Origin of the sequence: Mesorhizobium sp. M1066 (genome assembly GCF_040318635.1) — a bacterium.
In the GTDB taxonomy this organism is placed as follows: Bacteria; Pseudomonadota; Alphaproteobacteria; order Rhizobiales; family Rhizobiaceae; genus Mesorhizobium.
The window spans coordinates 16,727-38,937 of the sequence record NZ_JAMYMR010000035.1; the positions used below are offsets into that span (position 1 = coordinate 16,727).

Below are 22,211 nucleotides of genomic sequence, written 5' to 3' on the forward strand. Positions count from 1 at the left end.
CTATTTCGTGCGGTATGCGACTAACGAAGCAATCTGGAAAGAACGTGCTCATTGATCGATGTGGGCAGCTCTGTCGGAAGCTAACTTTGGCTAGGCATCGCGCCCTTGGCCAAAAGAAACCTCGTGTGAGCGCCAGAAAAAAGGTGGTGGTGGTGACGGCACCCGGGGTGGAGTTTGAACCGGGCGTGCAAGCCTAAGGGAGATGGTTGATGGTTTCGTCGAGGGCGCCTATTTGGTAGCCTTCCTGTTCCCACCTTTTCCGTGACAAGTGTCCGTTGACATCAGCGACGTTTCCATGTGCGTACCTGCTCCCGCGCAGTCACGTGGACCTGGAGCGGGCGGTCGCCGGCCAAACGGCTTAGTAAAGTCGTGCGGGCCAAAGCTGACGGTGATGGTGTTTCCCGTCGTACTCTTGAGCTCCCCGCTGGCGGTCAAAGCAGCGGGTGCCAAGCCGACGCCAATGTTGCCCTTGCCGTCATCTGTGACAGTAATGGCGATCTTGTAGCTATTTCCATCTCCAGCCCTGGACTTGAAGCAGATATTGGTAGGCTGGTTCGCACCGTCGATGGCGGTCTCCGCCATTGTCGCCAAGACGTTGGCTATCGGAGAATCATCCATTGAGCCTCCGTAATAACCGACGTACGCAGGACTACGCTGGACGTCGTCGGTGAACGTCAGGGTCTGACTGTCGCTTGTTGTTCGGGACTGGCTTGCGCCAATATCGAGGGTAGCGGCTGTGCCGACCGGGATCTTAGATGCGCTGACGCCCGCCGAGATTGTGCCCTCTGTTGTGGTAACGTGCTCAAATTTCATGGTGGTCACGTCATAAGAGACGAGGCCATTGCCGCAGAACATCGGTTTTGAAACCCGCAATTGCTTGCGGACGGCATCTTCCTGGTATGCGTTGTAGATGCTCAGTTGACGCTTTACCTCGGCCCGCACTGCCTGAATGCTGGAACGGCTGATCGGCTTGATCTTGCTGAACTGCATTGTTGTTCCGCATGCAGACGCCAACGCAATAGCCACGGCAACCGCGGCTAAGCCCATCTTTCGCAATATCCCCTCCCACCGCTCGCTCGGCTCCCCCTACGCAATTATTTCTTCGCGCGGCGCCTCGACATATGAGCTATCTCGAATAAACCTCCTGCCGGTGGCAATCAAGTAGACGCAGTCTTAAAATAGCATTGCGATCATATTATCTTCTACTTTCGCTTCTTTGGATGGTGGATCACCTTCACTTTGTGCTGTTTAACAGCTGAATCGGAGTCAGGCGGTTAGGAAGAATGCTGGATCGGAAGTCACCGCTGGGTTATCAATTGATACATGCCCCCACCAGCGGTCTTCCCGCGTCCCACCTGTGGCGGCGCTATGCTGACGCTCCTTGGGCCGTTCTGTTGAACCGGTCTCGGGGCCACGAACTTCCTCCAGAACCGATGGACTTGGTCCGGCTCGCGGGCATTTCGGTGCTTTTGCCTTGTATGCCCTTCTTTTTCGCGGCAGCTTGGACCTGCCGGTCGAGCGTGACCGGCATTTCCGGGTGGATAAGCCGGCACCGGCCTATGCTGGAAGCGGCAAATAGGGCAGAAACCAATGACTATGACAGTTAATCGCTATAAGCGGGCTGACGACAGATGGAGCGCGCAGGGTCGCCCGGGAGCGATCAATGGAACTCCCCACAGCTCGAATGTGGTTGTGTCAGCGTTCGTCGCATCGGGCTTGGGCGAAAGTCGGATAGAACTGACGATCGATCACGAAAGTTTCTATGAATTGGCCCGGGCTATGGTGATTAGCAACCCGGCGGCGGCTCAACAGGCCTTTGCTCGGGCCATGAAAGACGACCGGTAACTGATTTCTGGCTTGTGGCTTCACCGATGGACATAAAGCGTCGCTGGAAACTGAAGATGGATCAAAGATGCCTGGACCAGATCTAGACACAGGGATAGGCGCTCTTCAGAAGATCCTCGACGCACTGCGGAGCCTGCCAATTTGGCTTCTGGGAGGCTTGGCAGGGGCATCGTTTGTACTTTGGAAATTTCCTGCTTTTCCCGTTCCGGTCCCCTCCGCATTACGTGACTGGTTGCCCGCGTCAGCATTCACGTTCGGATTAATCACGGTCTGCAAACTCACAAGTGACCTTGTGTCGGTGTTGATAAAGCGACGTCGCGGCGGCTTGGCACGTGACAAGATGAGGCTGGATAATATCTATCTTCCGATGGGAGCGATGTTTTTGACGCGGCATGTGGACGTCACCGTAGGAATTTTCGACCCGCCCTTCAGGATCAAGATGAAGAAGGCTTGGGCAATTCTGGCGCATCGAAAACGACGTCTTCACGTCGTTGCGGCGGCTAAAACACTCTTTGAAAAAAAGCGGTCAACAAGCGCCGGAATCGAGTTTGGTGGAGAGTTCCCGCTCAGGGAGATCCTCGCGATCGTTCGCAATTACATCACCATAGCCGATGGCGAACTCCAAGCGAAAGTACGCCGCGCTGACCGTTCGCGCTACGAAGAATGGGGCAACAACTCGCTGCTCACAGAAGAGGAATTTGAACTCTTCAACCATATCGTTGGGGAGCGCGACAAGCTCATGAAAAGGACCCGCTGGGTGTCTTAGGCCAAGGAATAGTTGATCCATTGGGATCTGCGTCGATTTCGGAGGGCGGCTCACCGTGGCCGCTGAAAGACGGCAGGCGACGGGCACTTCCGCCGACAAGTCTTAGCCCCGACGCGCAGTCGAATTCGAGGTGGCGCCCTTCGCCGGGGGTGGTCAGTCCCGCGTCCCGCCTGCGGCGGCGCTATGCTGACGCTCCTTCGGCCGCCCTGTTGAACCGGTCTCAGGGCCACGAACTTTCTCCAGCACCGATCTGACTTGGTCCCACTGGCAGGCATCTCGGTGCTTCCGCTTTGTACGCCCTTCTTTGTTGGGCCGCTTAGCGGCGCGGCTGCGCCGATAAAGATGTGCCTGGCGGCACGGTTCCTCTGTGAAGGGGAAAGAGGCGCGCGGCCCTCTCTCCCCGCAAGCCGCTGCGGGCGGTTTCCCCCATCTTCCTTCGCTTCGCTCCGTGCAGACCGGGGGGACCCCTCCGCCCCCGGGACTTGCCCCCTCGCTCCCCGCTGCTCGCCGCGAGGCAGGGGTTCAGGGGACCTGAACCCGAAGGGAACGGGGAACCTGAAACGAGAAATCAAAGGAGCAAGTCCATGAATACCGCAGAGATCACTATTCCGCTCGGCAAGCTGGTGCCGAGCATGGCCAACGTCCGCCGCGTCAATTCCGAGATGGCTAGGGCCGAATTGGCCGCCAGCATCGGGCCCCTTTCGCGGCTTTACGGGTCACAAGGTTATGGATGAGGCCATGGGCCTCGGCCAGCGCCGAAATCTGGTACCGTCCATCAAGGAGCCGGAGGCTTGCCGGGCGTTAAGCGGGTGGAACGAGGTAGTGGAAGGTTGGGGACACCGCTTGCCCGGAAACCCCGCCGACCTGTGGCCATGGCTAGTGGCGCAGCCGCAGGACGTCTTGCTTGACCTGTTGGCGGTGCTGGCCGCCGCCAATCTCAATGCCGTGGTCGGCCGACACGAAACCGGCAGGGAGCGCATAGCCCAAGCCGACCTGATGGCAGAGGCGGTCGGGCTGGACATGGGCCTGTGGTGGACACCGGAAGAAGCGTTTCTCTCGCGGCTGTCAAAAGCCGATATCGCCGGAGTGATGCGCGAGGCAGCGTGCCCGGAAGAGGCCGCGCGGTGGAACGCGCCCCGAAACCCGAAGGCGTCTTGCAGGCCGAGAAGGAACTCGATGGCAAGGGTTGGCTCCCCACAGCGTTGCGGGAGCGGGTCAAGCTAGAAAGCGAAGGCGTGGCAATGGCAGCTGAGTAAGCACGGCCCGCTATTCAAGGTCGGGGCAGAAATGCCCCGGCTTTTTTGCGTTCGGAATGCCCTCAGGCCGCTATCGAACCGGCAGAGGCCAGGCGAGGGCGGCCTGACCCGCCCCTCGCGCTCCCCGCCCACCCGTCTGAGGCAGAGCGCAAACTAGGTGGACGACGTTTGCTCCATTTCCGCTCACGGCGCACTTTTCGCGCTCTGCATGTCTGCCTGAACGGCCAGATCCTGGAAGCAGTCGGCGGCCTGTTCCGCTCCTGCTGCACGCCACCCGGCGGTCAGTGGATCTCGCCAACCGTCTTTCCAGGTTGTTCGGCATCGACCCAACCCGTCACCGCGCCAAGATCGACGCCCTTGCGGGTCGACCACTCAACCAAATTGGCGGGCCGGTAGCTTGACGAATGGCGATACCGCTCGAAGACCGAGCCATCAATCGTCTCATTGACATTGATGTACGTCGCATCCGGGTCCCGGCCGGGAGGGGATGCAATGGGCCGATGATGCCTCTTGCTGAGGATGGCGTAGGAACCGCGCATGAACTCCCGGTAAGAGTCCGCGATTGTTGCATCGAGGGCCCCGTCGTCGACTTCGATCTCGCTCCTGAACGCGAGACCGTGGGACCGGGCCTTATCGATGATCCAACTGAGAGGAGCCTGCGCTAGCAGATCATTCGGGTATCCGCCGCCCACATTACCGTGGGCGCCTGCAAACCATCGCTGCTCGACACTGCTATAGGGACGCGGCGCTGCGATCACCGCGTTGGGATCGCTTGGAATTCTCTTCGTCCATAGTGTTGGCATGAAGCTGTTGCGATGCTCATCCAGGGCCAGCGCATGGAACGCATTCTCGATCGGCACCCTCAAGCCTGTATCGAGGACCGGAAGCTGGTCCGGCTGATGCCGTCCCAGCTGAACGCAGGAATGCCGAGCGCGCCGACAGTGTCCCAGACGGCCACCAGCTTGATCGGCACGCGCCGGGAGTATTTCAGCATCCAGCGCTCTTCCAGCGCAGGGTCCTTCAGCGCCCCTGCGGCGACGTCGTCATGGAGCTTCCAGACGGTCAGCGCGTCACGTCGGCGGTAGCGGTCAAACAGCTGGTTTACGCTCAACGGGGCGCCCGGCTTCAACAGGCCACACTTGGTGATAAAGCCTGTCAGCGAACGTGCCGTGAAGGCTCCGCGGCTGAAGCCGAAGACGAAGATGACGTCACCGTCGTTGTAGTTTTCAACCAGCCACTCATACGCATCAAGGATGTTCCTCAGCAGGCCCTTTCCGAAGGCCCCGCCAACGATCCCGTTGACCCCGATGTCATAATAGGCGAGCTGGGCTGGGTTGCCGGTGTCTTTCGTTGAACACAGCGCGCGCAGGCGCCAGACATTGGTGTTGTCCGACACAGAGTTCCAGGTTCCGTCCAGGAACACCGCCAGCCGCTTCTTGCCTAGTGCTCCTGCCGATGGTGATTCCATTTCGCTTCCTTGAAAACGAAAACAGAACACGGCAGATGGCGACTGTCCAGCGCCCCTAAGTCAGCAACCTCGCGACTAGTCAAACCGCGAAGGGGCTGGCGCCGGATTTTACTTGCTAAGAAGGCGGGGAAACGCGGCCGCAGATGGTGACAAACGCTGGAGCCGTTTGTAAACCGAAGGTCGGGAGTTCGATCCTCTCTGCCGGCACCATGTTTTTCAACAAGTTACAGAATTTCAATCCAGTCCGATTGTTTCCATGTAACTTTCATGTAACCGGACGGATGTGGATATTATTCTCAATAACCTGCTGCGGTAGTCAGTGCGTTGGGATAAAAATTTGGTTCATATATGCGACGCAGATATTGGATGAGCCTCGGCGATCGGTGGTCCTTCCGAGCTAACGACAAAAGCAAGAAATGCGCATGAGGGTGGGGGAATTTAGATGCCGGTGACTATCGTTGATAGTCCAGTACTCCCGAGGTGTGGGGGACATCAGTGGTTTATTAACGATCTCGATGCTTTGGCTAGCCTGATGGCAATTGTCATGGTAGGGCGCGCCCGCCGGGTCGGCAGCATTCTCGATGGGGCAGAGCATGGCCCAGTGACCGTTCTAGCGACGACCAAGGCAAGACTAAAGCGAGAGCTTGTGCTTGCTGATGGCGTGGATACCTGGCACCGCGACGGCTTACTTTTCGAAACAATGTGTTGGATTGTTGCAAGGATGGGCGCTGGCCCCGACGAGGTGCTCTCCGATCCTCATCGAAGAGCCACCCAGCAGGGCGCTGACACGGTCAAGGTAGTTTTTGACCCGGCATTACGTGAATTGGTCAGCGTAACTGTCTATGAACAGAAATGCTCCGACAACGCCCGTGGCAAGTTTCGAGACGAAGTGCTCCCAGCCTTCAAAAGCTGGTTTACAGGGGTGCGAGATGACGAATTGATGCAAATCGCCATAGGGCTGTTGGACCGCTATAATCTGACAGATCCGGAGCACGAAAAGGCATATGCGGACATCATTCTGAAGCGGCCTTTGTCGTTTCGCGCCGCACTAACAGTCAGTCCGCAAGCCTTTCCCGCGGCTGAATGCCTCAAACTTTTCAAGGATTACGAAGAACTGGAGTTGGAGGTCGCAGCACGGTTCGGCGATACGTTTCCACTGGATGACGTACGTGGATGGTTTAAGGCTTTTGCCGCCGTAGTATGGTCCAAGATCGAGCAATTCAATGTTTGACGCTGGAACCGCCGCGCTTATTCGGACCGCGCCAGCCGTTGAGGGCATTGAGCCCGAGAATCTACCGCAGGAGCTCACCAAGGCATATGCGGAGCTGGTGGCGCTACGATTGCGTATCGGAGAGCCGGATGCCGATGCCGCGCGCGAGCTAAACCTGGATCGGCTCCTCGGCATCGCCAGTATCTATGAGGCCATAGCCGACACTTCCCGAGAGCCCGCAGCAAGACGTGGCGCAGCTTTTGTAGCGGCAACGGCTTATCAAATTGTCGGACGTGTTGGTTCCCCTGAGAATGTGCCTGCTACGGAGCTCCTGCTAGCATCCGCGATCCATCCACTGGTTGCAGCCCCCCTATTGTTTTTGATCGCCGGGCAAAGTCCCGATGCCCGGGAAGCTGGGCGTCGGTTGGAAGGTCTTGCGACAGACGATCTTCTTCTGACCGCGCTGTTAGAAACAATCGCAGATCTGAGCGCGGAGCGCTTCGAGTCCATCCTTCAACGAGCCGGACGCCTACAGGGACTACGCTCAAATCCGGAAACGACTTTGGATTTTCAGGCAACCCAGGCCCTCTATGGCTTATGTTGGTCGGGACTGGCTCAATTCGTCTCCAATATCCTCAATCAACCTTTACCAGCCTCGGCCTTCAGACGCTTTGAACAACCACAGCAGGCGTTCACCCAAGTGGAAACGCTGTCACTGAGCGACATTGCCATGCCAAATCCTGGCGCCACGCTCATCTCGGCATTCACAGGCCCCCGCCACCTGGCAAGGCTGCTACGCTTGGTAGCAGACGAGTTGGACGGTTCGGGCTTGGCCAACCTGCCGGCACCGGCTGGGGTCGTCAATGTAGCGATATGGGTTACATGGATCAAAAATCGGGCTCGAACCAAACCTCTGATTTGGCCCAATCATCGACTGGCGATAGAGGGCGGCCTGCTTGAAGTAGGGCGCTCTGCGGTCATGGTCCTGCCGACAGGTGCCGGCAAGACAACAGTATCCGAACTCAAGATCGCGGCAACGCTGGCAACTGGCCGCAAGGTGATTTTCCTGGCTCCCACATTGGCACTCGTGGATCAGCTTCGAGACGATCTTGCACGAAGCTTTCCGGCTGATCTTGGCGGAGTCACCGTGTCGGCCGATGGGGATTTAACCGTTCTAGCCAGCGGTCCAGAGCTTAGCCAAATCGAAGTTATGACGCCTGAGCGGCTGCTGGCGATGTTGAGCTTTGCTGACGCAGACGTATCGGAAGTTGGGCTAATTATTCTGGATGAATGCCACATTCTAAGTCCTCTCGGTGGCGGAACCCGAAGCCTGGACGCGATGCTGTGCTTGCTGCATTCGGTCAAACGCGCGCCACAGGCAGATTTGCTCCTCCTCTCAGCCATGATCACCAACGGGCAGGAGATGGCAGACTGGCTGGCGGAGCTTACACAGCGACCGGCGAGCTTCTTCCACGACCTTTGGAAGCCTAGCCGCCAGGCTCGCGGGGTGGTTGTCTATCCGCAGGGATCTCTCAACCCGATCATCAATTACGCGCGCGGGATTTCTCGCGGGTTACATCCTGCAAAACCACCATTAAAAGTCGCCGCGCACGCGTTGTTTGGCCTGCAGAACAACTGGAATCCGGCAGCACCGAACGACACGGCCTTGGTGCAGCTGATGGCTGATCCGGTAACAATCGCTGTCGGGAAAAACGGGCCAACCCCCAATGCCAACCGCGTCGCTGGATTGCTCGCAGCCCGTTCGGCGATGGCCGGGCTCAAAACCATCGTATTTGTGCAGCAAGCGGACCACGCTTGTTCGGCGGCACGAACGATGGCGGAGGGACTTCCCTTAAATGGGGATCTGATCCCGGGTGAACTGACGCTGCAAGCTGAAATCGCGCTGGAGCTTGGTCCAACAGGTGTATCACTCGTCGACCCCCGCGCGGGTGCCTTGCCTCACAACGGCGATATGATTTCTGCAGAGAGGCGATTGGCTGAGTCCGTCTATCAACGGGCCGACGGCGCCAAAATTATTGTCGCGACGCCGACGCTGGCGCAGGGCATGAACTTGCCTGCGCAGCTTGCAATTATCGCCGGTGACGTCCGGACCGACGACAAGAGGAGGACTGACCTCAAGCAGCATGAGCTCCTCAATGCCGCAGGGAGAGCTGGTCGTGCCGGTCACCTAGCCAACGGCACAGTCATTTTGATCCCGGAACCTGTTTGTCGGCTTTGACGCTGCAGGAACGGCCTCGGCCCGAGCTCTGGCGAAACTGAGATCGATCCTGCCCGCAAATGACCAATGTGTGAGGATCGAAGACCCCCTGACAACGCTCCTTGACCGCATTCAGGGCGGAGACGTTGCTGAGACGGATATTCGGTACTTTATGAGCCGTATCCGCGCCGGTGAACCGGAAGAAGCTGCCAATGAAGTTGCGATTGCGATAGTCCGGCGATCGCTCGCGGCTTTTCAGGCACGAGCGAGAGCGGAAGCTGAAGTCTTTGATGAAAAGGTCATCCGACTGCAGCTTGCGCTGGCTGCCGAAGTGGAAGCATTCGATGCGGATGCCCTGCGGATTTCCGCATTTACAGGCATACCTATAGCCGCGCTTCAAGCTGCGGGGGTACGGATGGATGGCAACCTTGATGCTATCCCCTCAACGGTCACCGGTTGGTGTGACTGGTTGGTGGATTATCTGGCCGAAGATGAAGAGTCCCGCCTAGCCCTTCTTCAAAAGGATGCCGATGTGATCAACGCCGTCACGAGAGGCAAAAAGGCTGGGGGACCGCCAACAGTTGCTGAATTTGGTCGACTTAAATTGGGCTTGCGCGCTTGGATCGAAGGCAAGCCATTTGACCAAATTGAGATTGCGCTCGGTGTTGCTCCCGACGACGTGGGGACCTGTGGAAGAACTCGGGACCTGGTTCTGAAACTTGCGAGCCGTCGTTTTCCCATGATTGCGACAGCCTTAGCTGAGCTGGCGAAGGTTAAGCTCGCAGCTGCAGAGCGGGTGCCAGAGAACCCGGCCGTGCTAGAAATTCTCGCCATGGCAATACGAAAGGGATTTGACTCGGCAGAGAAAACCGCCTTCGCTCACCGAAACGGTAGTATTCGCACGCGTGTAGGCCTGCATCGTGCCTTTGCTGAACATCTGCCCGGTTTAGAACCCTTGATAGGAATGTCGTTCCGCGAAGTCCTCAATCATGTGAACGCATACATTGCCTTCGACGCCATCGATATAGACGGTTTGATTTCATAGAAGCTTCGGAATGGCCGGCGGTTGCTCCGACACCCAATTCCTGGGTAGGACATCCAGTGTGTGGACTATTCTGAATCAATCAATTTGTAGTTCTTTTTACGGCAACAAGTTAAGCTCCGAAGATGCGGAATCAAATAGATTTTAGACTGATTCGTGCCCATGGCGGTGGTCAAGATAAAGGATTTGAAGAGCTACTTTGTCAGCTCGCATCTCTTGAGCCGCGCGAGCCGGGGGCAGTCTTTTATCGCAAGGGAATTGGAGCCGACGGGGGCGTAGAATGCTTTTTGCGCAACAGCGACGGCACCGAGACCGGCTGGCAGGCGAAGTATTTCTTTGAATTGGGCAGTTCGCAACTAAGGTTTGTTGAGATTCAGGATTCCCCATGAGCTTTGATTGTGATTCAAGCTTTGGATGGAACGATTTGTGCTGACGGACGCCCAATGGGCGAAGATGGAACCGCATTGTCTGGGTAAACCAGCCGATCCTGGACGAAGTGGTGGCGACAATCGCCGCTTCATCGAAGCCTTGCTTTGGATCGTGCGGACAGGAAGTCCGTGGCGCGATCTTCCAGCCTTCTTCGGGAGCTGGAACACGGTTTTCAAGCGATACCGCGATTGGGTCAAAGCCGATGTTTTCATTAGGCTTTTCGAGGCTTGCTCGGATGAACCGGACATGGAATACGCCATGGTCGATGCCACCATCGTCAAGGTCCATCGCCACGGCCAGGGCGCAAAAGGGGGACTCAAAGCCAGGCCATAGGCCGCTCCAAGGGCGGCATGACCACCAAAATTCTGGCGCTCACTGATGCGCTTGGCAATCTTGTGCGCTTTGTTCTTTTGCCCGGCCAGCGGTTCGATACGGTGGGTGTCGCACCGCTCATCGATGGTGTCTGTTTCGGCGGCCTGATCGCCGACAAAGCTTTCGACAGCAACAGCATCATTGCCGACCTGAATGAGCGCGGCGCCAAGATCGTTATTTCACAGCACTCACGTCGTACTTTTCCCCTGCCGCTCGACAAGGAACTCTACAAATGGCGCCACCTGATCGAGAACTTCTTCTGCAAACTCAAGGAATTCAAGCGTATCGCCATGCGAGCCGACAAAACCGACCAGAGCTTCGCAGCCTTCATCAACCTCGCAGCTGCCGTCATAAACTCACGCTGAATCTCAACAAGCCTTAGGACAGCTCAATAAGTCCATCAAGCAGGCGCTGGAAAAGCATCCGAAGCTGAACCGTTTCATCGTGGGGCTTCCATTCGACCTCAGGGACGCCCGAATTGCCACGCAGCAAACGGAACTGCAACGATGGGAAAGATGGGTGCAGCGCTGGAAACGCGAAGCGAAACAGGCATCCCGATCGCTCGAAATTGAACTTTGGGCAGCCAACTCCCTGACCGACCGGTTGAGTCGCAGAACGCCTCAATACGCCGGCCGGTTGGCGTTCTGGTTCGATGCGACGGTTCTCACGCCGGATTGGTTCAGAGAGAGATTTGCCGAAGCCAGAGAAGGCCTCGGAGCTCGTTACGTTCCAGAGACTAATATTGAGCTGCCCATTCGTCGGACCATGCAGGGCTTTTGCCGCGACCCTGCGATGGTGGAAGAACTGGAAGCCTGGTCCGGCAAGGTCAACGAATTCGGGTATCGATCTGTAGGGGCACTGAAGCAGCTCGACGAGAAGGGCTTGCAGCCCAACGCGACCGATCAGTTGGCTGCGACGATGAGCGAGTTCCTTAGTGCTCTGGCGGGAACGTCAGCAGACCCTGACTACATCTTTCCCATCACGGAAATTCTGGGCGCCGCAAGGGCAATGCGAAAGGAAAGTGCGAACTGTGAGCACGCGCTGTGGGACCAGGAGCGTTCCAATGCGAAGGGACGCGACAACATTCAATACGCTGCAAGCAGCCTACGCCGCTTGTCCGATGTGCTTGAAGACATTGCTGAAGCCATGAATAGCGACCGTTGGCAGATCGCAAACAGTCGCCGCTTGCTCGTCAATGGAGACGCCGGGGTTGGCAAGTCCCATCTCTTCGGGGATATTGTCGAGCATCAGATCGCTCGAGAATGGCCGGCTGTCCTCATACTGAGCGGGACATTAGTCGAAGGCGATCCCTGGTCCCAGATCATTGCTGCCCTCCATCTTCAGGGTATTTCTACCGAAACACTCCTTGGAGCACTTGACGCGGCTGGGCAAGCAGCGGGTACGCGCGCTGTCATTTTCGTTGACGCGATAAATGAGCGGCACGGGATCGATCTCTGGGCAGCTCGGTTGCCATTGTTCCTTAAGTCGATCGAGGCATTTCCGCATGTCGCCATCGCTCTCTCGTGCAGATCAACCTATTTGCGATACATCATTCCTGATGAGCGGCCTATCAGCGGCCTTTCGCGTGTCGACCACGTGGGTTTTGCCGGGAACCCGGATGCGGCCAACGAATATCTCGATCGACGCGGCATCGTCCGGGTGGCGGCCCCGAACCTCATCCCAGAGTTTTACAATCCACTCTTTCTGAAAACTTGCTGCGATTTTCTTGAGCGGGAGGGGCAAAGGGAGCTGCCGCGGGGCCTGACCGGTGTTACATCGATTTTCGAGTTCTACAGTCAAGCGATCGCGAGGACCATCGAAAGGCGTTTGAAACTCGATCGCAACCGACGCATCGTTTCTCAGGCGCTCCAACAGCTCGCCAGTGCGTTTGATGAAGGTTATCGGGGCTATACCGACGTTTCGACCGCCAACGCCATACTCGACAAACTGCTTCCGCCAGATGGAACGGTCGATCGAAGCCTTTTGGCGCAGCTCGAAAGTGAAGGGGTGTTGGCGATTGAGCCTACCACCGACGACGACGCGTCGGTCACAGAGGTTGTGCGATTTACCTTCGAGCGATACAGCGATCACAGGATCGCTACGCTGCTGCTTGGCTCTCACCTTGACACAGAGAATCCGTCGAGGTCGTTCGAGCCCGGCTCGGTCTTGCACGAATATATTCTCGGCGACAGAGCATATGAGCGCGCGGGAGTGGTGGAAGCGTTCGCGGTTCAAATTCCCGAGCGCTGCGGTCAAGAACTGCCCGATCTGGTATCAACTCCCGGTTTCAATGGCTGGCTAGTTTACGACGCGTTTGAAAAGAGTGTTCTCTGGCGTGATCAAAAATGCTTCACCCGACGCACGCTCGAACTGCTCGAACGCAATTCGCAAAACGATCGGCACCAAGTATTGCGGACTTTGGTGGCGATTTCGACCGAGCCAGACAATCAGTTCAATGTGCTGTTCCTCCACGAACGGCTCATGAAATTGAAAATGCCGGAGCGCGACGGCATCTGGTCGGTATTCCTTGTCGACGAAGGTGAGGAGGACGGCAGTCCGGTGGAAACCCTTATCACGTGGTCGCTGCGGAACGGTCTAAATGCCATCGATGATAGTCGCGCCGAGCTGGCGGCAATTGCTCTGAGTTGGATGTTTTCTACCAGCCACCGGGCTGTTCGCGACCGCGCAACCAAATCTCTATCGGCTTTGCTTGCGCCCAGGCTTGAGATCGCCGCAAACCTGATCCGCAGGTTCCGTCAAGTCGATGATCCTTATGTCTTGGAGCGGGTGCTGGCTTCTGTCTACGGAGGAGCGCTTCAGGGCGTTCATGGTGCGGGCTTAGCCGAACTAGCCCGGGCAACCTACGAGTCCATTTTTGAGGACGGCCGGCCTCCAGTGCATGTTCTTGCCCGCGACTACGCGCGGGGCATCATCGAACTGGCGCTAGCTCGCAACACCCTCCCTGCTGACGTGGATTTAGCAAAGGTGAGGCCACCGTACCAAAGCGAATGGCCACTTGAAGAGGTTTCCGACGCACAAATCGAGACCTACACAGAGGAGTATCCCAGCGGCCGCTTTACCGACAGCATCGTCAGTTCCACTGTCAACGACGGTGATTTTGCCCGCTATGTTACTGACCACGCTGTTGGCAACTGGAGTGCGCTTGGCATTGAATGGGCCGGAATCACTCGGGAACAGGTCTTCCTGAGCTGGCAGGATGGGTTCCTGTCCAAGCACCCGTCAAGCGGTAAGCTGCTTGACGATGTGCTCAAAGCTGCCGCTGATTTACGGCAAGCCTATGAGCAGCTTGGACAGCCGATATTCCGTATCGTGATTGTTAAGCCGGGAAAGAGGGCGCCGAAGAGCAACGATAAACTCACAGATAAACCCTCACCCGAGTTGGCCAAGCTTGAAAGAAAGCTGGATCGCACGGAGCAAAAACTGCATTCGGTCATGAGCGATGCCGAGTGGGATGACTATCAGCTTCTCGGCCGGCCTCACGTGCAAGCCGATATGTCTTGGCGCCGGCGCATTCATGAATGGCCGCCGCGCCTTAATAGAGGGGCTATGCGGCGTTGGATATGTAAAAGAGCCCACGATCTTGGCTGGACGCCGGAGCGCTTCGGCAAGGTTGATCGCAATCTTGGTGGCGACAGACACGATCATCGCGTCGAGCGGATTGGCAAGAAGTATCAGTGGATCGCGCTCCACCAGCTCGTAGCGCAGTTGGCAGATCATCTCGCCTTCAAAGAAAGTTATGGTGACACGCTCCGCGTTTTCAACGGCCCCTGGGAGGCGCTTAGCCGCGAAATGGACCCCTCGCTTCTCGCGACACATTCGCATGGGGATCAATGGCGGCAGTGGGATCGAACCTGGTGGATGCCGGCAGTCGTCAAACTCCGTCCAATGGAGCCGGCGGCACGGCTGCTTTGGCTCGACAGCCCCGACGATCTAGTCAGCAGCGAAGCGCTCATAAGAGTGCTGGATCCAAAAACCGGACGAAAATGGTTTGTGATTGAAGAATTTGCGATCTGGAATCAGTACGGCGTACGGCAAGGGGACAGGCGCATCGAGCGCAAAACGTGGTTTCATCTACAATGCATCTTAACGAAGGACGCCGACCGCGACGCCCTGGTTGAAAGCCTCTCGGACAAATCACTGAATCAACGGGATCTGCCAAAGATCGAAATGCCTTTCAGGGGTTATCTCGGCGAATTTCCTTGGCATCCCGTCTATTCTGATATCGTTTCCTGGATGCCCGCTGGGGGATGGAATGGATTGCCCGTAGCGGCCCAAGCGCTGGTGACGAACTACCTTGCGGAGCGCAGCGGTCACGACTACTCGATCGAGGAGACTTTCAACTTCGATCTGCCGAGCCCCGGCTTGATTACAGGCCTCGGTCTGCATCTGTCCAACGGTAAGGAGCTGACCTATTCGGACGCTGGAGGCACCGTTCGGTTTTTCGATCCTTCAACACAGGAGCCCGGCCCCAGCGCTGCACTGGTTGACCATGATGCGTTTCTGGGCTTCCTGAAACGCGAAGGACTTGCTGCGATTTGGGTCATCAATGGAGAAAAGAGCGTCCACGGCGGCAGGCAGGACCGCGGATATGGTGGGGAGCGTTCGATTACGTCTGTGTATTGGCTCGCCGGAAACCAATTTCAGAGGCGAGATCATTTTGATGGGCATAGGGCGACGCCGGAACAGGTTGCAGATCTTTTGAAGGAGTAGGCTAGCTCCGCAAATCGCCCGCACCGCTAAACATGAGGCCAGCCTTCTTCGCGCCGCCGAGGAAGAGAGGGCCGACCTTGAATCGGGTTGGGCACATCGGCAAGCATGGCGAATTCTGCTAGGATCTCACCATGAAGCATACAGAGGCGCCAGGCGAGCAGCTCGGCCGGCATTTGGAGTTCCTAGATGAGATTCTCGCGAAAAGTGGCGTGCCCGTAGGGCAAAGGCCATTTCACGCTGCCACGGATCTTATTCGGTACAAGCTGGTCAAGGTGAGTACAGATAGCGGGAAGACCAGATACGAGCCGGACGGCTCGTCGGATTTCCTAGAGGCGTATTGGTTTAAGGCCATCTATAAGATGGTTGACGACTGGTATCGAGAGAGGTTTGGCGTCCGATTTGACTGCCCGCCGGAGGCGACCGTCAAGGGCGTTGTACTGATTAGGTCGACCCCGTTTGTCATGAAAATTCCGGTGAATCGTACTAGGCCGGATCAGCCAGGCAAGACGGTTTGGATAAGCTTTCCTGAGGAAATCGAGTCAGACGAGAACAGCACGTCATGGCTGGTTCGAGGCCCCAATCTCAGTCAGATGGATCAAGCCCAAAGTGCCTCCGTGATTGCCGCGACCGACGATGTCGCTGATAGCCTACGCTTCATTCGCACGAACCTCATGGGCGTGGAGGGAGCCGATCCGGAAGGTCTTAGCTTTCGTCGTGGTGTCATTACGCATTTAGAAAGGGCTGCCGAACTCATAGAGCATCAAGATGTCGAAGCTGCCTCAAAAGCCTGGTGGGAATTGCAAATGGCGCTCGAATCCTCTCTGAAAGCCCTGCTCCTCCAAAAGAATGGCCGCTATCCGTATACCCATGATCTCGTAGAACTACTAACGCTGGGCCAGACGGTCGGGCTCGTGTTTGACGCGGGAAAATTGGCTGGATGGCCTAAGCCATCTGAGGTCAGTGGGCTACGCTACGGCCACGGTGGTCGCCAATACACCCAAACGGTATTTGACGGCTACCGAGTAGCATTGTCGCTTGCACGCGCCGCAGTCGAGGCGATGGCGAGAATGCGTTTGGGAAAGGCGCGTTTCCAGATTCAACAGCCTCCTTGGATTGTCGGCGGCATGCAGGTTGAGTTCGGGGACACCCCAATTGCAGTGGCATCTGACCAACCCGGTGAGTGACGGTATCTTCGAGAAGTTGCGCTTGTAGTGAGCCGACAATGACGTCACTCTAGAAAACCGGATTCCCCAATTTCGGATTTGGGCTCTCTTCAATTCTCTTGATCGCCCGCACCGCCACGTGCCCGTAGCTGGGATGAATTGACCATGCCCGAAGCATCGGAATATCGGTGGCGTCGCCAACGTTCCCGAGGTTCGCAAGCGCTTTTTTCATTACATCATCGATCATGAAGAACTCGAAATAACCCGACTGACGTTTCGGCTGTTCCAGCGCCGCACGGTAAATAGCGGCGATCTCATCAGGAAAATCCTTGGCCAATGATGTGACCACCGGCTCTGAACCCGGAAGCCGTTGGGCACTCTCCTCAAACAGGTGGCCGGCACCGGAAAACTCGCCGATCACGGCCGCGACCACTCCGTCTTCATGCCGTGACAATGTTGCAAGTGGCCCAGCGCATTTAAGTTTGCGCTCGGCCTTTGGAAGATCATCGCGGTTCAGCCAATAGATGATCGCGCCGCAGGCCAAAAATGCGCAATCTGCCGGCGACGCTGTTTCCGCCGAGCGATCGGGCAAGGGGTAATGCAACCGTGCAAGCGCCGCATGCGCCATTTCGAAGGTACGAACGACGTCCTGCATCATTACTTCCTTTTTCGGTGGCAGGGCCGTCCATGGTGCGATGGCGGGACCGGCAGCTCGGTCGCCACATGATGCAACTTCCGCAAGCAAGGATGCCGAAAACATCGACTGACGGTCGACATCTTGCGCCGCCAACAACAATAAGGTTTTGCGATCGTCGCCTGGCAAAGCGCGCCACACTTCGCAATAGGCGCCATCATAGGGATGGTCGAACTGGCAGCTCCAGAGAGCCGCTGCGACACCGGCCATCAACGGATCATCGCGGTTGGCCAGCACGGCTTCGATTTCGCGCTTAACACTTGCGACATGCTCTTCCTGGTCATTATCCAACGCGCCGAGAAATTTTAGCGCATCGATCATGCCCGTTGAATCGAACCCGTTATTTGTGGGCAGCAGATCGTGGATGGCATCAATCAGGGCCTGACGTTCGTCATCGGTTAGAGCATGCGCGCTCATCCCGGCTGCGTGCATAAGTGCCATCCGCAAATGGCCTGCTGCCTTTGCCCAGAGCCGACTCAGGATGGCCGGCAAAAGGGTGCCGACTGAAGGAGCGTCCCGCTCGGAATATTTGTCCAGTTCGATAAGCAAACCGACCTGACCGGGGCTTAAGGTTTCCGAACGCAACCGCTCGAAGAGATTTGCCTCAGCCGCGACTTTCGGCCCGTCATAGAGGTGCCCGCTATGCAGAGGGCCGCAAAGTAGCGCAAGGCCAATATCGTGCCCTGCAAACCCCGTGTAACTCATTGCATAGAGGCTACTTCGCAGGCCCAGCTTGTATTTCCTGGCCTCATCGAGCAGCCTGCCGTGTTCCTCGGTGAGCCGCGTATCCATCTTTGCGATCAGATCCAAAACCTGATCAAGGCGTCGCCCTGTTACAAGCTCACGCGCGATGGCCGCAAGAACTGCCCGGTCCTGATCCGTCCAGTCCTGCAGTGTCTCTGGCCTTGCCTGAACACTCCTGGCAAACTCTTTCGACACGTCGAACCGCACCGTCTCAATTTCTTGTCCGAGCCGCGCAAGCACCTCATCGCAGCGCGTGTTCGCCCAGCGCTCGGCGTCCTTGCCGAATTGCCCCGCCAAGCAGGCACTCACCACCCACGCATCGGAGAGGTTGGATAACACCTGCCTGCGAAAGCGGTCATCATCGATGGCACCCAGCAGGAATGGCTTCATTTCAAGATACCGCGGGTGCCGCAATGCCAGCCCCACTGCATCCGGATCATCGCCCGCGCGCCGTAAAATCGCTTCGGCGGCAAACACGTTCAGGAACATTTCGTGGCTGAAGCTCACCCGGTCGCCACGCCTGTCCAGAAGGTTCACCGCCTGAAGCGTCTGCAACAGGGCGCCCGCAACGCCTTCTCGATCCGACAAGCGGTCAAGCTCCCGAACCGACAGGCTGAAACTAACTCGGTCGGTCATTGCTCCCGCAATGCGAGACAAGGCGCGGATACCATCCGAAGCAGCTGAGCCAAGCCGCTCACGCACATAAGCATCGAACAGGCCATATTGGGTGGTTCCGGCAAGGACGCTTCGTCCTAGCTGCCCGACCATCCTGGCTTCGAGGCCGCTTCCCACCATTTCAAGAAGGCTAGAAAACGCTTCCGACCATGCGCCGCCTGATGCGTTCCGGGCAATCGCCTGCTTCGTTTCGACATCCGGTGCTTGCACCGTGTAGGTCGAAGCAGGCAAGAGATCTCCGCGCTCAAGCTCAATCCTGCTCGACACGACCGTGATTGAGTTATAGCGCCGAACGGCCGCTGCAATGCTTCGGGTCAGGCGCTGCCGCTCCGATGGAGTGCACTCGTTGTAGCCATCGACCACAAGAACGAGACGCCGATCCAAAAGCCGAGCAGCGGAGACCAAGGCGGCCGCTGATTGTGCGTTGAGCAGCGTTGCCTCACGATTTGCTACATCGCGCAAGTTCCCTTCGAAATCCTTCGCCGGAATGACGATCGGTATGTAACCTTGGCCGAGCGCGAAGAGAGCGGCCTTGTACGAGAGAAGGCTTTTGCCGCAGCCTGAATCGCCTGCCAGCAGGACGTTGCCGTCCGCGACAACCCGTTCGACAATAGCGTCCGACGAGAAGACCGCTTCGTCATCATGAACGCACCGTACGGGGACCATCTCAGACGCAGCCGGGCCGTAGGTGTGCGTGAATGCGTCACCATATGCCAAGAGCAGCCGTTCCGCGTGGAGTAGTTCCGGGCTCAAGGCTGCATTGAGTGAAGGGACCGCAATCAAACGGTGATGGGCCGCAAAGGCACGCCACTGATCCAGCGACCAGCCACGGTTCGCTGCCGAGGTGATGAGCTCAGGCAGCGCACCAAGGCCGCCAACCGCAACTTTGAAATCACCGCTCGGAACTGCCGAACCGGCAGGGATAGCTGGAACGAAGACCAAGGCGGCGTCGGGGTAGGGGACAGATGCCCCCGCAAATGCCATCATCGCGTCGCGGAGCGCATTTTTCTCGCCAAGGGTCTGTGCGTAGAGATTGGGAATTTCTTTCCATTGGCCGGATACCAGTTGCACATGCCACGTGCCGTTTTCCCCGCCCTGTACGGCGGAGCTGAATCCTTTTGATTCAATAACGAGAGCGCGCCGGTCGAGGCCGATAACGAGGTCAATTTGCCGGCCGCCGAAATTGACGTTGGCAAGGATAACCGCTGGGATGCCATATGCGGACAGGGTTTCAACCGCACGCGCCAGGGTAGCCCGTTCCGATGCGTGCTCTATAGGGGTGCCTATGAAAATTTCGATAGAGGTCATTGCTGCATTATGCACGAGACAGGGGCGGCCCTCACTAGAGATCTATTGCCAACGGTGGGTATCATTGATGCCAAAAGGCTCGATTTCATTTCACAAATCCTTGCACACCAATTACGAAATCGGCTATTAGTGATGTGTAAACAACGAGATGGACAAAGGCTATTCGGTCTCCAAAACCGCGGCTCCTTCGAAGCCCTGATTGCGCGAACATTGCTTGGCCCAGCTAATTCTGCAGCCCTCGCACGTCAACTATGCAGCCTTCATAGTGTGGATAGGATGAAGCATCTCGGGCTTTAGATGTGTGTTTGGCTGAGCCACCGATCTCACCACGCCATTCGCCCGCAACAAGTCGCGGCAGTTGGAGACGGTTTGCCTTTTCGGACTGTCATTTCATAGGTTTTGCTTCAGGAAGCCGACTACATCAACACCCGAAGCCTCAAACCTACACCTGGCAGTCGAGACGACCACGAGCCCGGTTCGTGCGAATCCGATCGAGCCGTGTGTCGACCAAGAGGAAAACATGAAGCCGCCGTTCACCAGGCTGCGATATGAAGCAATGTCCGTTCTTCTAAAACCGGCTGCGGTGGCGTCGGTAGCGTCCAAAAGGCTCAGAACGTCAATTGGATAGGATGGCGCGCCCGAAGAGATTCGAACTCCTGCGCCCCAGATTCGTAGCCTGGTTCCTGCAGTGAAGCTTTGCCTCCGCCGCTGATGGCGGTGAGGAGAAGCAATCGCTAGCTCAGGCAGCTGCCTTGAGCCCGGCTTTACGCTTCTTCTTCGTCAGGAGCTCGCTGACAAACTTGTCCCACCGGGCCATGGCAGCACGCTTTTCCGGCATGTAATTCCAGCGATCGTAGCTCTTGGAACTGACGTCCTGCAGAGTGTGGTTTTGCAATCGGTCTCGGATCTCTTTCGAGAGACCTGCCTTGCCGGCAAGCGTCTTCCAGGTTCGCCGGAGATCGCGGTTTGTCACGACGGGGATGACCTCGCGATCGCGCTGGCGCCACATGAACGAATAGAGTGTTCCATGACTGACAGGCTTGGACGGGTCAGTTGCCGATGGGAAAAACCAACCAAATTCATTCGGCTTGATCGACCCAATAAGCTCGGCCGCAATCTTGGGTACGGGGATGGCGTGAGGCTTTCCATTCTTGGTCTTGGACCAGTCGATGATGCGCTCGTCCGCATCCCATTGATCGACGTGCAGCCGAGCGATCTCCTCGACGCGCTGTCCGGTCAACATAAGAATTCTTACGGCACGCGTGTAAGGGGGGTGGACCGGCGCATCAGGAGATTCGAGCCAGCGATAGAGACGGATGAATTCCTCCTCGTCCAACCAGCGCGTTCCAACTTTTTTCGGTTCGGTTGGAATGCCCGCAGCTGGATTGTAGACGAGATGAAAGCGACGGACCGAGGTTGTTCGGTAGTCATGCTCGGATTTCAGCCCCCAACTGTATGCCGATCGAATATAGCTGCGAACATGATCGGCCATTGACCGTTTGCCTCGCTGATAGATCGGGCGAATGAGGTCCCTGATCTCGTCAGGCTCGATGTCGCGGGCAGGGCGGTTGCGACCCAGCGAATCGGCGATCTTGTTCAAGCCCTTTTCGGCCTCCTTCCAAGACGGTTTTCCATCGGCCTTAAGTGACGCGACGTAAGCCTCGAACAGATCGGCGACCGTGCCGGGGCGCGTATCGCCGGCTATCTTGATGCTGCGTCCCTTTTGGATCATGTCGGCGAAGTCGCGTCTGAAAATCTCGCGAGCCTGGCTGAGGCTCATTGACGGATACGACCCGAGCTTTTTCTTGAGACGCTTTTGGTCTCGCCACTGCTGGGCCATCCAGTCCGCCGTTATGCGGGTCGGCATTGGCTTTATCACTAGAACGAGGCGGCCTGTTCCATGACCCTCGCCATCGACAAGGTTCTGCTGCTTACTGGTCTCCTCGACCTGCTTCAAAGCGTGGCGAATCTCTCCATCGGTAAGGCTTGGCACTGGGGTCTCCCGTAGGCTTTCGAGTGGGATCGGCTGACGGGTAGTAGGGGTCTGTGGTTGGGTTCAAAACGGGCTTCGATCCCCCTAAAACCGACCCCAATATGCCACAATGTCCGACTCTACGACAAGTCGAAAAAGATATATGTATCAACGTGCTAAAGCGTGATCGTGCGTGATTGAAAAGGGACGAGTGGGATGATTGTGCATCATCCGTTTCACATTATCTATTTCATATCGCTGTATAAAAAAACTTTAGCGATAGCGGTGAGAGCTGTTTTGGGGTGCGTATGCTACCGT

15 protein-coding genes are annotated in these 22,211 nt (G+C 57.1%); 10 read left to right on the forward strand and 5 right to left on the reverse strand.

Annotation, left to right across the window (positions count from 1 at the left end):
• Positions 1-228 precede the first annotated feature (228 nt).
• Positions 229-990 (reverse strand): hypothetical protein, encoded by a 762-nt coding sequence (locus NKH52_RS28520; protein WP_352735600.1) that lies wholly within the window; start codon positions 988-990, stop codon positions 229-231.
• 922 nt (positions 991-1,912) lie between these two features.
• On the opposite strand from NKH52_RS28520, the gene NKH52_RS28525 reads away from it, so the two are divergent.
• The 3 genes from NKH52_RS28525 to NKH52_RS28535 all read left to right on the forward strand — a co-directional run bounded on the left by NKH52_RS28525 (position 1,913) and on the right by NKH52_RS28535 (position 3,835).
• Positions 1,913-2,611 (forward strand): hypothetical protein, encoded by a 699-nt coding sequence (locus NKH52_RS28525; RefSeq protein WP_352735601.1) that lies wholly within the window; start codon positions 1,913-1,915, stop codon positions 2,609-2,611.
• Between the two features lie 584 nt (positions 2,612-3,195).
• Complete coding sequence (locus NKH52_RS28530) at positions 3,196-3,345, forward strand: hypothetical protein (RefSeq protein ID WP_352735602.1); 150 nt, start codon at positions 3,196-3,198, stop codon at positions 3,343-3,345.
• Between the two features lie 4 nt (positions 3,346-3,349).
• Positions 3,350-3,835, forward strand: a complete 486-nt coding sequence (locus tag NKH52_RS28535; protein ID WP_352735603.1) for a hypothetical protein — start codon at positions 3,350-3,352, stop codon at positions 3,833-3,835.
• 313 nt (positions 3,836-4,148) lie between these two features.
• Here NKH52_RS28535 and NKH52_RS28540 read toward each other — a convergent pair whose 3' ends face one another.
• Positions 4,149-4,727, reverse strand: coding sequence for a phospholipase effector Tle1 domain-containing protein (locus NKH52_RS28540; protein WP_352735604.1), 579 nt, complete (start codon positions 4,725-4,727; stop codon positions 4,149-4,151).
• 2 nt (positions 4,728-4,729) lie between these two features.
• A complete protein-coding gene (locus NKH52_RS28545; protein ID WP_352735605.1) occupies positions 4,730-5,335 on the reverse strand; it encodes a phospholipase effector Tle1 domain-containing protein in 606 nt (201 codons plus the stop codon).
• A gap of 442 nt (positions 5,336-5,777) precedes the next feature.
• Here NKH52_RS28545 and NKH52_RS28550 point away from each other — a divergent pair, with 442 nt between their 5' ends.
• The 7 genes from NKH52_RS28550 (at position 5,778) to NKH52_RS28580 (ending at position 16,521) form a co-directional block, all read left to right on the forward strand.
• The gene (locus tag NKH52_RS28550) at positions 5,778-6,566 is read left to right on the forward strand and encodes a hypothetical protein (protein ID WP_352735606.1); all 789 of its coding nucleotides are present in this window, start codon (positions 5,778-5,780) and stop codon (positions 6,564-6,566) included.
• Entirely contained in the window at positions 6,559-8,784 is a 2,226-nt protein-coding gene (locus NKH52_RS28555; RefSeq protein ID WP_352735607.1) for a DEAD/DEAH box helicase, read from the forward strand. Before NKH52_RS28550 ends, NKH52_RS28555 begins: the two co-directional genes overlap by 8 nt.
• Before the next feature lie 151 nt (positions 8,785-8,935).
• A complete protein-coding gene (locus tag NKH52_RS28560; protein ID WP_352735608.1) occupies positions 8,936-9,808 on the forward strand; it encodes a hypothetical protein in 873 nt (290 codons plus the stop codon).
• A gap of 122 nt (positions 9,809-9,930) precedes the next feature.
• Positions 9,931-10,194: a hypothetical protein gene (locus tag NKH52_RS28565; protein ID WP_352735609.1), complete on the forward strand. Its 264-nt coding sequence runs from the start codon at positions 9,931-9,933 to the stop codon at positions 10,192-10,194.
• Positions 10,195-10,219: 25 nt separating this feature from the next.
• Positions 10,220-10,971, forward strand: a protein-coding gene (locus tag NKH52_RS28570) for an IS5 family transposase (protein WP_352735610.1) whose coding sequence is annotated in 2 segments (ribosomal slippage) — positions 10,220-10,550 and positions 10,550-10,971 — 753 coding nt in all. Because the reading frame shifts where the segments join, the coding sequence is not laid out codon by codon here.
• A gap of 154 nt (positions 10,972-11,125) precedes the next feature.
• Positions 11,126-15,337 carry an NACHT domain-containing protein gene (locus tag NKH52_RS28575; RefSeq protein WP_352735611.1) on the forward strand — a complete coding sequence of 1,404 codons (4,212 nt, stop codon included), beginning with the start codon at positions 11,126-11,128 and terminating at the stop codon, positions 15,335-15,337.
• A 131-nt stretch (positions 15,338-15,468) separates the two neighbouring features.
• On the forward strand, positions 15,469-16,521 hold the full coding sequence (locus tag NKH52_RS28580; protein ID WP_352735612.1) for a HEPN domain-containing protein: 1,053 nt from the start codon (positions 15,469-15,471) through the stop codon (positions 16,519-16,521).
• A gap of 49 nt (positions 16,522-16,570) precedes the next feature.
• On the opposite strand, the gene NKH52_RS28585 is transcribed toward NKH52_RS28580, so the two are convergent.
• Together NKH52_RS28585 and NKH52_RS28590 are read right to left on the reverse strand one after the other, a co-directional pair.
• On the reverse strand, positions 16,571-19,921 hold the full coding sequence (locus tag NKH52_RS28585) for an NERD domain-containing protein (protein WP_352735613.1): 3,351 nt from the start codon (positions 19,919-19,921) through the stop codon (positions 16,571-16,573).
• 739 nt (positions 19,922-20,660) lie between these two features.
• Complete coding sequence (locus tag NKH52_RS28590) at positions 20,661-21,914, reverse strand: tyrosine-type recombinase/integrase (RefSeq protein ID WP_352735614.1); 1,254 nt, start codon at positions 21,912-21,914, stop codon at positions 20,661-20,663.
• Positions 21,915-22,211 lie beyond the last annotated feature (297 nt).